Here is a 13670-nt window from a genome sequence, read left to right on the forward strand (position 1 = left end):
CCCTAATAACTGAAGGAACCCAGTCCAAATGTGGGAGGGGGCTTGCCCCCGATAGCAGTGTGTCAGGTGACGCATTGGTGACTGATTCACCGCCATCGGGGGCAAGCCCCCTCCCACATGTTGAGCTGTATTCCGTCAGATCAATCGTTGAACTGGTAGTGCAGCTCATTATCCCGGCTGCTGATGCGCACACCCGCCAATGCCTTGCCTTCGAGCATGCGCGTGAGGAATTCACGGCTCATGTCCGGCAGCAGGCTGTTGGTGAGGATAGTGTCGATCATGCGCCCGCCGCTTTCGGTCTCGGTGCAGCGCGAGACGATCAGGTCGACCACCGCGTCGTCGTAGTCGAAGGCGACCTTGTGGGTATTCTCCACGCGCTTCTTGATGCGGTTGAGTTGCAGGCGGGTGATCGCCTTGAGCATCTCGTCGCTCAGCGGGTAGTACGGAATGGTCACCAGGCGGCCGAGCAAGGCCGGCGGGAAGATCTCCAGCAGCGGCTGGCGCAGGGCCTTGGCGATTTCTTCCGGTTCGGGGATGTTCGCCGGGTCTTTGCAGACGCGGGAAATCAGCTCGGTACCGGCGTTGGTGGTCAGCAGGATCAAGGTGTTCTTGAAGTCGATCACCCGGCCTTCGCCGTCTTCCATCACGCCCTTGTCGAACACCTGGAAGAAGATTTCATGCACGTCCGGGTGGGCTTTTTCCACCTCGTCCAGCAGCACCACGCTGTAGGGTTTGCGCCGCACCGCTTCGGTCAACACGCCGCCTTCGCCGTAGCCGATATAGCCCGGTGGCGCGCCCTTGAGGGTGGACACCGTGTGGGCTTCCTGGAACTCGCTCATGTTGATGGTGATCACGTTCTGCTCACCGCCGTACATGGCTTCGGCCAGGGCCAGGGCGGTTTCGGTCTTGCCCACGCCGGAGGTGCCGGCCAGCATGAACACGCCAATTGGCTTGCTCGGGTTGTCGAGGCCGGCGCGGGAGGTCTGGATGCGCTTGGCGATCATCTGCAGGGCGTGGTCCTGGCCGATGATGCGTTTCTTCAGGTGCTGGTCGAGGTTGAGCACGGTTTCCAGTTCGTTGCGAGCCATGCGGCCCACCGGAATACCGGTCCAGTCGGCGACCACCGAGGCCACGGCCTGGTAATCCACGGTCGGCAGGATCAACGGGGTTTCGCCTTGCAGCGCGGTGAGGCGCTGTTGCAGGTCGACCAGTTGCGCACGCAACTCATCGCTCTCGTTGTTACCTGCATCGCTGTCCACAACCCCGGCCTTTTCGCGCAGGGTGGCACGGGTGGCGAGCAACTCATCCACCAGGGTTTTCTCTTCGGCCCAGCGGCTTTCCAGGATCGCCAGGCGCTCACGCTCGGCGCTTAACAGGGCTTCGCTGTTGCTCTGGCGCGCGCCAATCGCAATGCCGATCGCATGCTCGCGGGCGATGATTTGCAGCTCGGTTTCCAGCGCTTCGATGCGGCGGCGGCTGTCGTCCACTTCGGCCGGCACCGCGTGCAGGCTGATGGCGACGCGGGCACAGGCGGTGTCCAGCAGGCTCACGGATTTATCCGGCAACTGACGCGCCGGGATATAGCGATGGGACAGTTTCACCGAGGCTTCCAGGGCTTCGTCGAGGATCTGCACCTGGTGGTGTTTCTCCATGGTCGAGGCCACGCCGCGCATCATCAACAGCGCCTTGTCTTCCGATGGCTCGGCCACTTGTACCACCTGGAAGCGGCGGGTCAGGGCCGGGTCTTTCTCGATGTGTTTTTTGTACTCGGCCCAGGTAGTGGCGGCCACGGTACGCAGGGTGCCACGGGCCAGGGCGGGCTTGAGCAGGTTGGCTGCATCACCGGTCCCGGCAGCGCCACCGGCACCCACCAGGGTGTGGGCTTCGTCGATAAACAGAATGATCGGTTTCGGCGAGGCCTGGACGTCTTCGATGACCTGGCGCAGGCGCTGTTCGAACTCGCCTTTCATGCTCGCGCCGGCTTGCAGCAGGCCCACGTCGAGGCTACGCAGTTCCACATCCTTGAGTGCGGGCGGCACGTCACCGGCGACGATGCGCAGGGCAAAACCTTCGACCACAGCGGTCTTGCCGACGCCGGCTTCACCAGTGAGGATCGGGTTGTTCTGGCGGCGGCGCATGAGGATGTCCACCAGTTGGCGGATCTCTTCGTCACGGCCCACGATCGGGTCGAGCTTGCCGCTGCGCGCTTGTTCGGTCAGGTCGACGGTGAAGCGCTTGAGGGCTTCCTGCTTGCCCATCGCACTCGGTGCCATGGCGCCGCTGGCCTCGCCCGGCACCGCGCCGGCATTGAAACCGTCGCTGGCAGTCAGGGCGTTTTCCGGCGAATCACCGACGTATTCGTCAAAACGCTCGCTCAGTGCTTCGGCCTTGACCTTGTCGAATTCCGAAGACAACCCCAGCAGCGCATGGCGCAAGCTTGGCGTCTTGAGGATGCCCAGCACCAGATAGCCGGTGCGCACCTGGCTTTCGCCGAACATCAGGCTGCCATACACCCAGCCGCGTTCCACGGCTTCTTCCACGTGGGACGACAGGTCGGTGATCGACGTCGAGCCACGCGGCAGGCGGTCCAGGGCTTCGGTGAGGTCACGGGCCAGGCGCGCCGGCTCGACGTTGAACTGGCGGATGATGCGGTGCAGGTCCGAGTCCTGCAGTTGCAGCAACTGGTGAAACCAGTGGGCCAGTTCCACGTACGGGTTGCCCCGCAGCTTGCAGAACACGGTGGCGGCTTCGATGGCCTTGTAGGCCACGCTGTTGAGTTTGCCGAACAGTGCGGCGCGACTGATTTCACCCATGCTCTGGATTCCTTGAGGTGGTGGCTTGATCGGCGTAATGCCGGGCCAGGATTAGGTCGTTGGCATCAACCGCAGGGCAGCCGAGCCAGGTGTTGAAGCCCAGGCGGAACTGGCCATTGAGTTGCAGCGCCGGTACTTCGGGTTGTTGCAGAACCAGGTTCAAGTCCCAGTCCAATTCATGGCCCAGGTACTCGGCCACCCACGCCACCAGCTCGTTGAACGGCTGGCTGCCGGGCAGCATGCCCATGTAGTCGTCCAGCTTGAGCGGGCCCAGGCGGATACGGAATTTATGCTGGCGGTCCCACACGTGGCTGCCCAGGCAGAAGTCCACGCCGAGCTGGTTGGCGCTCACGCCCACGCGGCTGCGTTCGGGCAGTTCCAGCCATTGGCCGACGTATTCTTCGATCTCCACCGGCAGGCCGAAATACTCGCCGAGAATCGCCTTTAAACCGTCCGGGTAGCGGGTTTGTGCCGACAGGTGGCCGCTGTAATGCAGCTTCGCTGTGTCGGGGATCAACCCCTGGTTAAGCAGGCTCGGCATGCCCCGGCCACTCAAGGCGGCGAGGCGTGCAGACCAGTAGTCATCGTCCGGGCGGTCGTGGCTGACCGTCGGCCGTGCCTCGGCCCAGGCCCGGTAAAACAGGCTCAGCAGGCGGTGGTGGAAGACGTCCAGGAACTGCTTGCTGGTGCTGTCGGCGTTGTTGCGCTGGCGCTCGCGTACGTACTCGGTGATATGCAGCGGCAACGGGCCGTTGGGGCCACCAAGGCCGAAGAAGAACTGTTCCAGCCGCGCCGGTTTGCCGTCGCCACCCGGATCGACCGAGGCCAGGGTGGCCGGGGCGAAGGTGCAGTCGGCCTGTTGCCCGAGGCGCAACGGGTCATCCGCCAGGCGCAGGGAATGGCCCAGGCGCGGCAGCTCGGGCGATTCGCACTCGATACGCCGCAACGCCTGGAAGAAATCGTATTCCCAGGGCTCCTGATGCATCGCATCCAACGTACTCACAGGGTCGGACGACGCCCGGGCTTGGCTTTCCATCGCATGATCTCGCCGCGTTCGGTGGTACGGATCACCGTCTCGGTAAAACTGTTGATCGACACGTAGCGTGCCAGGAAGCGTTCCAGCACCGCACCGAGCAGGAACACGCCGGTACCGCGAAACGCGTTTTCATCGAACTCCAAGGTAATTTCCAGACCGCGACCAAACACAATCGGGCCGGGCATCGGCAGGCGCCGGGTGACGGCCTTGCTGCTGACGTCGCGCAAGCCTTCGATCTGCAATTGCAGCGCCGCATCGTTGCTGTCGCCATACAGGCGCAGCAATTCGCGCAACGCCGCCGCGCCCTGGCCTTGTTCGCTCAGGGACAAATAGTTGAGCGACAACTGGCTGATCAGGCGCCAGGCCTTGGCGTCATGGGCATGGCTGGCGCGTGGACGGCTTGGCCCGGCGACGCAACGCACGGATAACACCGGCGCGCTGTCGGCCAGGGTGAAGTCGGTCTTGCCGTTGCCCACGCTCATGAACAACGGCAGGTCGCGGTTGGTGCACAGCGCGGTCACGCCGAGTTGGCGCAGGTCGTGGCGATATGGCGCCTGGCGGCTGTCGACCAGGCTGACAAAGGTTTCGCTGCCCACATAGGTGGAGCGCGGGCCGTTGCGGCGCTGGTCGCTGGACAACACCCGTGGCTCGCGGCGCACGGTGTAGTACGCCTGGTCGCGGCCATAACGGGATGGATCGCGTACCGCATAGAACGGCAAAAAGGGCTGCTCTGGCCCGGTGCCGTGGCCGGTGATGCCGCTCAACGAATGAATCTCGAAATCCATCGGCCGTGTGCGGTCGGCGATCACGTGGTGTTCGTTGACCCGGTCGGACAAGTGGATGCGGTCCACGCGCTTCGGGAACAGGTTGATCGCCGGGGTGCAGAACGGCAAAAACTGCGCTGCGCCGACGCTGCCTTCCAGGCTTGGCTCGTGACGGTCGAACAGCACGATCAGTTCCAGCTCCTGGCCGTCGCAACGTTTGACTGCACGGCTCAGCTCGGCGAATTCGACGAACAGGAAGCGGTGGGGCAGGGCGAAGTATTCCTGCAACAGGCGATAGCCCTGGAATGCGCGCGCGACGACCGGCATGGCCGCATCGGCGTCGTCGAAACCCCGCGAGCGCAGCGCGTCCTGGGGCAGGCGCTCGACCCAATCGCCACCGGGCTTACGCGCAAACACCGCGCAGGCGTTGCCCAGCAGTTGTTCGTAAAGGCGGAACGGTTGCTCGTCGGCCCCGCTGAGGTACAGCGGCAGGTTGTCCAGGTCGAGGCTGTTGAACGGCAATTCGGCGCCGGTGCGCAGGGTCAGGCGCAGGCCGGCCTTGGCTTTCGGCTCACTGGCGGCCAGGCGCCCGAGCACGGCGGCGGGGTTGCCGAAGTACTCGGCGTTGCTGACCTGCAACGGCCACAGCGTCACCGGGTGCGCGGTGCGGTACTCGCAGCAGGTCTGGGTTTCGCGGCCCAGGGCGGCGCGCAACACGGTGTCGCGCGGCAGCGGGAAGCCGCTGGCCAGGGAGCCTTCGTCGGGGTCGGTCTGCAATTGCACCACGGTCATCGAGGGCGTCGGCGCCAGGTAGTGCGGGTAAGCGATTTCCAGCAGGTTGTGGGTGAAGGTCGGGTACTCGGCGTCGAGTTTGAGCTGTACGCGGGCGGTGAGGTAGGCAAAGCCCTCAAGCAAGCGTTCGACGTACGGGTCGGCGCAGTCCATACCGGACAGGGTCAGCCGACTGGCGATCTTCGGGTATTCCTTGGCGAACTCCGCCGCGCTTTCGCGCACATGGTGCAGTTCCTGGTTGTACAGCTCCAGCAGGCGCGGATTCATGGGCGCCTCCGCTGGTCGGCATTCACCACACGCACATGCCCGGATTCCAGGTCGAGGTCGGTTTGCAGCAACAGGCGCAAGGGCACCGGCTGCGCCCACAGGTCGCCTTCGATCTCGAAACTCAGCGCGTTGTGATTCATCTCGCCATGGCCGACGCGGGCTTTGACGCGCAGGGTGTGGCGCAGGATGCGCGGTTCAAAGGTGGCAATCGCCTGGTAGATCAGGGCTTCCAGGGCCTTGATGTCGACACTGGACACGCTGTTGCCCGCCAGCGCCGGCAGGCCGTAATTGACCACTGAGGTGCCTGCCTGTGTGTGCAGCGTGGCATCGGCATCGAGCAACGACGTGGTATTGAGCAGCCACGCCAGGTCGCGCAGCACCGAGGCTTTCAATTGGGTCAGGGACAGCACGCGTTTATCGGCGCTTTCCTTGGGATTGGTTGGGTCGTCGTCGGTCAACCGGTCCAGCAGGGACGGTTGCAGACGGTCGCGGGAAGCGATTTCAGTTACCACCAAAGCAGCTCCACGGACGGGTTATGAGAGGAACAAAAGGCTGCACTTGAGACCGTAGTGCCGTGGCGCGAAGCCACGGCCTAAGGGCTATCAGCGCTTGGTGTTGGAACGGATGTTCCAGCCAAACTTGATCGCGCCGCCGTCTTTGGTGCCGTCGGCTTTCTGCGGCTGGTAGTCGACCATCACTTGGGCGAAGTTCAGGGTGACGTTTTCAGTCAGGCGGTCATCGCCGCCCGAACCGCCGGTGCTCAGGGACGTTACCAGCACTTCTTCCAGGTTGATCACCATGTACTCGACCTGGCTTTCACCACCGGCCTTGCGCACGGTCAGCTTGACCTTGTCGATGTGCTTGCCGCTGGCGCAGTGCATCATCAGGTTCGGCGAGGCCTTGTCGACGTACTTGGTCAGCGACAGGTCCTGGATATTCACCTTGCCCGCGCCGCCGCCACCGCCAACGTGCATGTTGCCGGACTGGGCCATGCCCCAGCTCCAGTTCAGCACGTCGATTTCGTCCTTGTGGGCCTTGTCCATGGACTCGCCCTTGATGTCGCCGATCTTGATGAAAATATCAACAGCCATGTTTTCTCCCTGGGTGGCATCAGCCACTGTATTTGTTAACGCCGCCGACCCCTGTAGGAGCGAGCTTGCTCGCGAAGGTCGTCAACGGTGACGCGGGCATCCTGGATGAACGCAGCGCCTTCAAGTTTTTCGCGAGCGAGCTCGCTCCTACAGGGAGCGAGCCAGTCCCGATTTTTTACGCGCTTTTCGCCGAAGGCAGCTTCGATACCAGGCGCAGCGACACGGTCAGCCCTTCGAGCTGGTAGTGCGGGCGCAGGTAGAACTTGGAGTTGTAGTACCCCGGGTTGCCCTCGACGTCTTCCACGATCACTTCGGCGGCGGCCAACGGGTGCTGGGCCTTGGTGGTTTCGGTGGAGTGCGCCGGGTCACCGTCGACGTAGTTGAGGATCCAGTCCTGCAACCAGCGCTGCATCTCGTCCTTCTCTTTGAAGGAACCGATCTTGTCGCGCACGATGCACTTCAAGTAGTGAGCGAAACGGCAGGTGGCGAACAGGTACGGCAGGCGCGCGGCCAGGTTGGCGTTGGCGGTGGCGTCCGGATCATCGTATTCGGCCGGTTTCTGCAACGACTGGGCGCCGATGAACGCGGCGAAGTCGGTGTTTTTCTTGTGCAGCAGCGGCATGAAACCGTTCTTCGCCAGCTCCGCTTCACGGCGGTCACTGATGGCGATTTCGGTCGGACACTTCATGTCCACGCCACCGTCATCGGTAGGGAACGTGTGGGCCGGCAGGTTTTCCACTTCACCGCCAGACTCCACGCCACGGATGCGTGAGCACCAGCCGTAGTGCTTGAACGAACGGTTGATGTTCACCGCCATCGCATAGGCCGCGTTGGCCCAGGTGTACTTGGAGCTGTCGGCGCCGTCGGTGTTTTCTTCGAAGGCGAAGGCTTCCACCGGGTCGGTCTTGGCGCCATACGGCAGGCGCGCCAGGAAGCGCGGCATGGTCAGGCCGATGTAGCGCGAGTCTTCCGATTCACGCAGCGAGCGCCAGCCGGCGTATTCCGGGGTGGTGAAGATCTTGGTCAGGTCACGCGGGTTCGACAGTTCCTGCCATGAGCCCATGCCCATCACGGTCGGCGATGCCGCAGCGATGAACGGGGCGTGCATGGCGGCGCAGACTTTCGACAGCTCGCCCAGCAGTTCCACGTCCGGTGGCGACTGGTCGAAGTAGTAGTCGCCTACCAGGCAGCCGTATGGTTCGCCGCCGAACTGGCCGTATTCTTCTTCGTACATCTTCTTGAAGATCGGGCTCTGGTCCCACGCGGTGCCCTTGAATTTCTTCAGGGTCTTGTGCAGGTCCGGCTTGGAGATGTTGAGCACGCGAATCTTCAGCTGCTCATCGCTCTCGGTGTTATTGACGAGATAGTGCAAGCCACGCCAGGCGCTTTCCAGCTGCTGGAAATCCTTGTGGTGGATGATCTGGTTGACCTGGGCGGTGAGCTTGGCGTCGATGGCGGCGATGATCGATTCGATCGACTTGATCGCATCGTTGGACACCAGGTCGGTTTGCGCCAGGGCCTGTTCGGCCAAGGTGCGCACGGCGGTTTCCACGGCTTCGCGGGCACGCTCGGTCTTGGGCTTGAATTCCTGCATCAACAAGGATGCGAACTCGCTGGTTTCCTCGGTTGCACCCAGGCTCTGGGCGCCTTCGCGGGCGGTATTGTCAGTCATGATTACTGCTCCCCTGCAGGCTTAGGCGCGCTGGCAAGTGCCTGGAGCAGTGCCGGGTCCTTGATCGCCTTCATGATGATTTCTTCAGCGCCAGTCTTGCCGTCCATGTAGGTCAGCAGGTTGGCCAGTTGGGTGCGGGCTTCGAGCAGTTGCTTGAGCGAGTCGACCTTGCGGGCCACGGCGGCCGGGCTGAAGTCGTCCATGCTTTCGAAGGTGATGTCCAGGCTCAGGTTGCCTTCGCCGGTCAGCTCGTTGGGTACGTGGAACGCCACGCGCGGCTGCATGGCCTTGAGGCGCGAGTCGAAGTTGTCGACGTCCACTTCAAGGAACTTGCGGTCGGCCACCGGCGCCAGAGGCTCGGCAGGCTTGCCAGCGAGGTCGGCCATCACACCCATCACGAAGGGCAGCTGGACCTTTTTCTCGGCGCCGTAGAGCTCGACGTCGTACTCGATCTGCACTCGAGGCGCGCGGTTGCGCGCGATGAATTTCTGAGAACTTTGCTTCGCCACGTTGCTGCTCCTGGTCGCTTGAGCGACGGTGTTGTTACTGCACAGTCGGGCGGCTTACTCGCCGTCCGGGCCGCGCAGGTTTTCAAATTGGGACATGCCATCGGGAATCAGGTTGCGCACGATGGCCGCGAAGTCGGCGTGCACCAGATGCTTGGCCCGGTTCAACAACACCGGCAGCGGGCTCGAAGGCTCGTGCCGGGTGTAGTACGCAAGGATCTTGTCGAGGCTGCGCAGCACGTCATCACGGTTGGTGATGTCGCCGGTGGGGCGAGGTGCGGCGGGGGCAGCGGCGAAGTCGACCGAGGGGGCATTGTCGTCACTGACGGCCTCGGGTTCGCTGCTGGTATCGCTGTTCGGTACGAATTGGTTGAGGACCTGCAGTGCTTGCTTGAGCGGTTGCTTCAACAGGCTGAGGTCCACGCCTTGGGCGGAACCCACTTGGTCGCTGACTTGCTGTTCGATGGCTTCGCAGGCAGCGCGCGCGGTGCTCAAGGCGTCGCGGGTGGCTTGCAGTTGTTCGGGGTCGCTGTCGAGGAACGCGGCGTTGAGTTGCTGGGCGCCGAGCTGTTCGTCGGGGAAACTCATCAGGCCGCTGGCATTCAGCGCGGCGCGCAGGCTAACAGGACCGAAGGTGCGCGAGCGCGTGAGGATACTTTCGCGCAGCAGACGAATGGTCGAATCGCTGGTCAAGCCGGAGAGGGCATTGATCCGTACGGTGGGGTCGTTATCGTCGTCGGCATCCAGGCGCGGATGCAGGTCGGCCCAGTATTCGCGCAGCAGCGCATTGATCAGCGTAAGGACGTCTGCCAACCCGGCCACACCCTGGAGGGCGAGGGAGCTTTGCAGCAGGAAATGGGTGATGCGCAGGTCTTTGCTGCGCTGCAGCAAGTCGAGGCTCTGTTGCTGGATGCCACGCCATTCCGGCGGCTCAGCAGGCAGGATCGAGTCGCCCATGCTGCGCTCGGGTTGGCCCTTGGCATCACGCTCCAGTTGGAGAAAGTCCGCGTCATATTCCATATCTTCGCCACAGGGCGAAGTCGCGGAAACGGCGGTGAGCAGCAACGGCACATCCACTGGAATTGATCTCCCTATCAGCCCGTTAGATGACGGGCAATGCATGCATTAGTTGCGCGAGGAACTTTGCATGTTTTCTTGGTCATATAAGCAAGATGCCACTAATGTGCCATCACTGGTATTCAAGAAGTTGTGCATTTTTGGTGTAGTACTTAGGCCTTGTCAAGGTAAGCTATTCGCCCTCTGTGACAGATGTGCGGTGCTTAACAACCTGCGCGACTGGTGGGTCGAACGATGCACCGGCATAGGATTTTTGTCATGGAGCCCAGTTAAGATCAGCGATCATGCTGGCATCAGCCGGTTTTGGACGGTCGATTACACGGCCCGATGGGGATCTCCCGGGAATCGCTGTCCCTGGGGTCGACTGCGCGCGAAGTATCAGCAAGGAGGCAAGATGTCGCTGTGTTTGACTATCACTAGTTATCACAAGATTACCCCCGGGCAATGCTCGGAAAAGTCCATGAACCAGGGCTCGATGGCCATCGGCCGCAGCTCGGATAATGACTGGGTATTGCCTGATCCTGAGCGGTTGGTTTCTTCGCAACACTGCGTTATTCAATACAAAGATGGCCGTTATTATTTAACCGATCACAGTACAAACGGTGTGGAGTTGGTTAACGCCGGCATCCGTTTGCGCAGGGGTAATAGCGAGCTGTTGCAAGATGGCGAGCTGATCCGCATCGGCGATTACGAGATCCAGGCGCGTATTGACTTCAACGTGCAGGCCATCGACAGCCAGCCATTCGCCGGTGATTCGCCGAACAGCTTTGAGGCCTTGATGGGCGCCGTGGTGAGCAAGCCCGCGCCGACGCCGGTGATTGCCCCGCAGTTCCAAGGCGCCTCGTCGATGGACACGCTGCCGGACCTGTTCGACTTCCTCAGCCCCACCGCCGTGCCGCCGCCCACCGTGGCCGACCACGTCCCCAGCGAACAACACGACTTCCGCCCGCCGACGCCGGTGGCTGTGCCCGTGGTCGAGACACCCGTGGTCTCGGGCTCGGTGATTCCCGAAGACTGGGACCTGTTTGGCGACACGCCAGCGCCGTCGGCCAGTGCACCGCCACCGCCACCTCCGCCACCCGCACCGATCATCCAGCCGCCACCCGTGGTCGAGCCAGCGCTCCCCGTGGCAGACAGCCAACAACCCGACCTCTTGCAAGCCTTCCTGCGCGGCGCCGGCCTGGACCAGTTGCGCCTGGATAAAGCCCAGGCTGAAGCGCAGATGGAGAACATCGGTCGCAGCTATCGCCTGATGGTCGAAGGCCTGATCGACGTGTTGCGTGCCCGCGCCAGCCTCAAGGGCGAATTCCGCATGCAGCAGACCATGATCCAGCCTGCCGAAAACAATCCGTTGAAATTCGCACCGAATGCCGACGAAGCGTTACTGCTGTTGCTTCGCCACGGCAACCAGGCGTTTATGGCGCCGGACCTCGCCGTGCGCGACAGTTTCAACGATCTGCGCGCCCACCAACTGGCAGTGATGGCCGGCGTGGAGGCGGCGATCAAACACCTGCTCACGCGCTTTGAACCGGCACAACTGGAAGAGCGCATGGGCAAGCCCGGCGGGCTGTCGAACCTGTTCGCCGGCTCGCGCCAGGCCCAGTACTGGCAGCAGTTCACCGAGCTTTACAGCAATATTTCCCGCGAGGCCCAGGAAGACTTCCAGGACCTGTTCGGCCGCGAATTCAGCCGGGCGTACGAAGAACACAGCGCGCGACAGCGTCGGTAAAGCTGCGCCGCAACACACGGATTAACGGATAGCTAAGTACGTCATTGAGGACGCAGGATGATTCCCAGGTTTTTACTCGCAGTCGCCACCGCGCTGCTGCTGACCGCGTGTGCCAAGGACGCGGCCAAACCCGAAACAGCCGCCGAGGCTGAAGCGGACACCGCCGCCGTCGAGCTGCATTTCCACGCCATTGCCGGGCTTAACCCGGGTGCCAATGGCCAGGCCGCCCCGGTGCGGGTGCGCATTTTCGAACTGAAGAACGCGGCCACCTTCGCCCGCTCCGATTACTTCGCCCTGGCCGACCGTGCGCAATCGACCCTCGGTCTGGACCTGCTGGACCAAGACGAAGTCATGGTGCAACCCGGCCAGCAACTGAGCATCCAGCGCGATCTCGACCCCTCCACGCGCCAGATCGGCTTGCTGGTGGGTTATCGCGAGTTGGACCGCGCGCAATGGCGCACGGTGATCAACGTGCCGGCGCGCCAATACACCGAATACCAGATCAGCCTCGATGTACGTGCCGTGCGCGCCGACGTCGTGGTCACCCCATCCAGCCCTGCCCAATAAGAAGCAATCGGAGCTCCCCATGTCCTGGAACAATCGCGTGGTCTGGTCGGAAGGCATGTTCATCGGAACGCAGCACTTCCAGCAGCATGACCGTTACCTGGAAAACCTGATCGATGCCCGCAGCCGCCCGTTGTCCGCCGGCGCCTGGGGGTTCTCCGAGTTGCTGATCGACCAGGGCCTGTTGGCCCAGGGCAAGCTGGCCATCGTCTCGGCGCGCGGCCTGTTGCCGGACGGCACGCCGTTCAATATCCCCCAGGACGACCTGGCGCCCAGCCCGTTGAATATCGACGACAACCTGCGCGATGGCCTGGTCTACCTGGCCTTGCCCCTCAAGCGTGCGGGTGCGCGTGACACCGTGGATGAAGGCGAAGCCCTGGAAGCCGCGCGTTACGTGAGCCAGGTGCGCGAAGTGCGCGATGACAACGCGCCGTTCGAAAACCGCGCGCCGGTGGCCGTGGGGGCCCGGGCCCTGCGCTTGCTGACCGCCCAGGATGGCATCAGCGACTACGCCGCCGTGGGCCTGGTGCGCATAAAGGAAAAGCGCGCCGACCGAGCGCTGGTTCTCGACGACAGCTACATCCCGCCAGTCCTCGATGTGGCCGCGAGCAAACCGTTGAGCGCGTTTCGCAGCGAACTGCTGGGCCTGCTGCACCAGCGCGGCGAAGCCCTGGCTGGCCGCGTGGTTGCCTCGGGTGCGGGCGGTGCGTCGGAGATCGCCGACTTCATGCTGCTGCAACTGGTCAACCGCGCCCAGCCGTTGATCCAGCATTTCAGCCAGTTGAGCCCGCTGCACCCGGAGCGCTTCTTCAGCGAACTGGTCAGCCTGGCCGGTGAGTTCTCGACCTTTTCCACCTCGGGCCGTCGCCCCCAGGAATACCCGCAATACCAGCACGACGACCTGGCCCTGAGCTTCGCCCCAGTCATGGCGGCGTTGCGCGAAGCCCTGTCGATGCTGATCGACAGCAAGGCCACGCCGATCCCGATTGTCGAGAAAGCCTACGGCGTTCATGTGGCCATGTTGGCCGACAAGACCCTGCTCGACAGTGCCAGCTTCATTCTGGTGGTCCGCGCCGACGTGCCCGGCGAAACCCTGCGCGCGCGCTTCGGCCAGCAGAGCAAGGTTGGTTCGGTGGAGCACATCCGTGACCTGGTCAACCTGCAACTGCCGGGTATCACCTTGCTGCCGTTGCCAGTGGCGCCGCGCCAACTGCCGTACCACGCGGGTTCCACTTACTACGAGCTGGATCGCGGCAGCGAGCATTGGCAGCAACTGGGCAATTCCGGTGGTTTTGCCTTCCATATCGCCGGGCAGTTCCCGGGCTTGAACCTGGCCTTCTGGGCGATCCGAGGATAATC

The 13670-nt window shown here is 62.9% G+C and carries 11 protein-coding genes; 3 read left to right on the forward strand and 8 right to left on the reverse strand.

The window, feature by feature from the left end; translation table 11 throughout:
* Window positions 1-140: 140 nt before the first annotated feature.
* From tssH to tssA, 8 genes are all read right to left on the reverse strand, one after another.
* Window positions 141-2813, reverse strand: a complete 2673-nt coding sequence (gene tssH / locus AD670_RS01155) for a type VI secretion system ATPase TssH (RefSeq protein ID WP_053127602.1) — start codon at window positions 2811-2813, stop codon at window positions 141-143.
* Complete coding sequence (gene tssG, locus AD670_RS01160; protein ID WP_053127603.1) at window positions 2806-3849, reverse strand: type VI secretion system baseplate subunit TssG; 1044 nt, start codon at window positions 3847-3849, stop codon at window positions 2806-2808. The genes tssH and tssG overlap by 8 nt, the downstream gene beginning before the upstream one ends.
* Complete coding sequence (gene tssF / locus AD670_RS01165) at window positions 3813-5672, reverse strand: type VI secretion system baseplate subunit TssF (RefSeq protein ID WP_053127604.1); 1860 nt, start codon at window positions 5670-5672, stop codon at window positions 3813-3815. Before tssF ends, tssG begins: the two co-directional genes overlap by 37 nt.
* On the reverse strand, window positions 5669-6184 hold the full coding sequence (tssE, locus tag AD670_RS01170) for a type VI secretion system baseplate subunit TssE (RefSeq protein WP_027608263.1): 516 nt from the start codon (window positions 6182-6184) through the stop codon (window positions 5669-5671). Before tssE ends, tssF begins: the two co-directional genes overlap by 4 nt.
* A gap of 90 nt (window positions 6185-6274) precedes the next feature.
* Window positions 6275-6763, reverse strand: a complete 489-nt coding sequence (locus AD670_RS01175) for a type VI secretion system tube protein Hcp (protein WP_015886558.1) — start codon at window positions 6761-6763, stop codon at window positions 6275-6277.
* Between the two features lie 175 nt (window positions 6764-6938).
* Complete coding sequence (tssC, locus tag AD670_RS01180) at window positions 6939-8435, reverse strand: type VI secretion system contractile sheath large subunit (protein WP_053127606.1); 1497 nt, start codon at window positions 8433-8435, stop codon at window positions 6939-6941.
* Window positions 8436-8437: 2 nt separating this feature from the next.
* A complete protein-coding gene (gene tssB / locus AD670_RS01185; RefSeq protein WP_003213340.1) occupies window positions 8438-8944 on the reverse strand; it encodes a type VI secretion system contractile sheath small subunit in 507 nt (168 codons plus the stop codon).
* Between the two features lie 54 nt (window positions 8945-8998).
* Window positions 8999-10018, reverse strand: a complete 1020-nt coding sequence (gene tssA / locus AD670_RS01190) for a type VI secretion system protein TssA (protein WP_053127608.1) — start codon at window positions 10016-10018, stop codon at window positions 8999-9001.
* A gap of 394 nt (window positions 10019-10412) precedes the next feature.
* On the opposite strand from tssA, the gene tagH reads away from it, so the two are divergent.
* Genes tagH through tssK form a run of 3 tightly spaced genes read left to right on the forward strand, consistent with a single transcriptional unit; the run spans window position 10413 to window position 13668 of the window.
* Window positions 10413-11747, forward strand: coding sequence for a type VI secretion system-associated FHA domain protein TagH (gene tagH / locus AD670_RS01195; protein ID WP_053127610.1), 1335 nt, complete (start codon window positions 10413-10415; stop codon window positions 11745-11747).
* 57 nt (window positions 11748-11804) lie between these two features.
* On the forward strand, window positions 11805-12314 hold the full coding sequence (tssJ, locus tag AD670_RS01200; protein ID WP_053127612.1) for a type VI secretion system lipoprotein TssJ: 510 nt from the start codon (window positions 11805-11807) through the stop codon (window positions 12312-12314).
* 19 nt (window positions 12315-12333) lie between these two features.
* Complete coding sequence (tssK, locus tag AD670_RS01205) at window positions 12334-13668, forward strand: type VI secretion system baseplate subunit TssK (protein WP_053127614.1); 1335 nt, start codon at window positions 12334-12336, stop codon at window positions 13666-13668.
* Window positions 13669-13670: the final 2 nt, after the last annotated feature.

Origin of the sequence: Pseudomonas sp. MIACH (assembly GCF_001269925.1) — a bacterium.
Lineage (GTDB): Bacteria > Pseudomonadota > Gammaproteobacteria > Pseudomonadales > Pseudomonadaceae > Aquipseudomonas.

What these genes read in the sequence shown, in the direction of transcription:
- tssC (WP_053127606.1), bottom strand. Translation starts at nt 8,435, where the DNA reads ATGACTGACAATACCGCCCGCGAAGGCGCCCAGAGCCTGGGTGCAACC.
- AD670_RS01175 (WP_015886558.1), bottom strand. Translation starts at nt 6,763, where the DNA reads ATGGCTGTTGATATTTTCATCAAGATCGGCGACATCAAGGGCGAGTCC.
- tssH (WP_053127602.1), bottom strand. Translation starts at nt 2,813, where the DNA reads ATGGGTGAAATCAGTCGCGCCGCACTGTTCGGCAAACTCAACAGCGTG.
- tssF (WP_053127604.1), bottom strand. Translation starts at nt 5,672, where the DNA reads ATGAATCCGCGCCTGCTGGAGCTGTACAACCAGGAACTGCACCATGTG.
- tssG (WP_053127603.1), bottom strand. Translation starts at nt 3,849, where the DNA reads ATGGAAAGCCAAGCCCGGGCGTCGTCCGACCCTGTGAGTACGTTGGAT.
- tagH (WP_053127610.1), top strand. Translation starts at nt 10,413, where the DNA reads ATGTCGCTGTGTTTGACTATCACTAGTTATCACAAGATTACCCCCGGG.
- tssK (WP_053127614.1), top strand. Translation starts at nt 12,334, where the DNA reads ATGTCCTGGAACAATCGCGTGGTCTGGTCGGAAGGCATGTTCATCGGA.
- tssJ (WP_053127612.1), top strand. Translation starts at nt 11,805, where the DNA reads ATGATTCCCAGGTTTTTACTCGCAGTCGCCACCGCGCTGCTGCTGACC.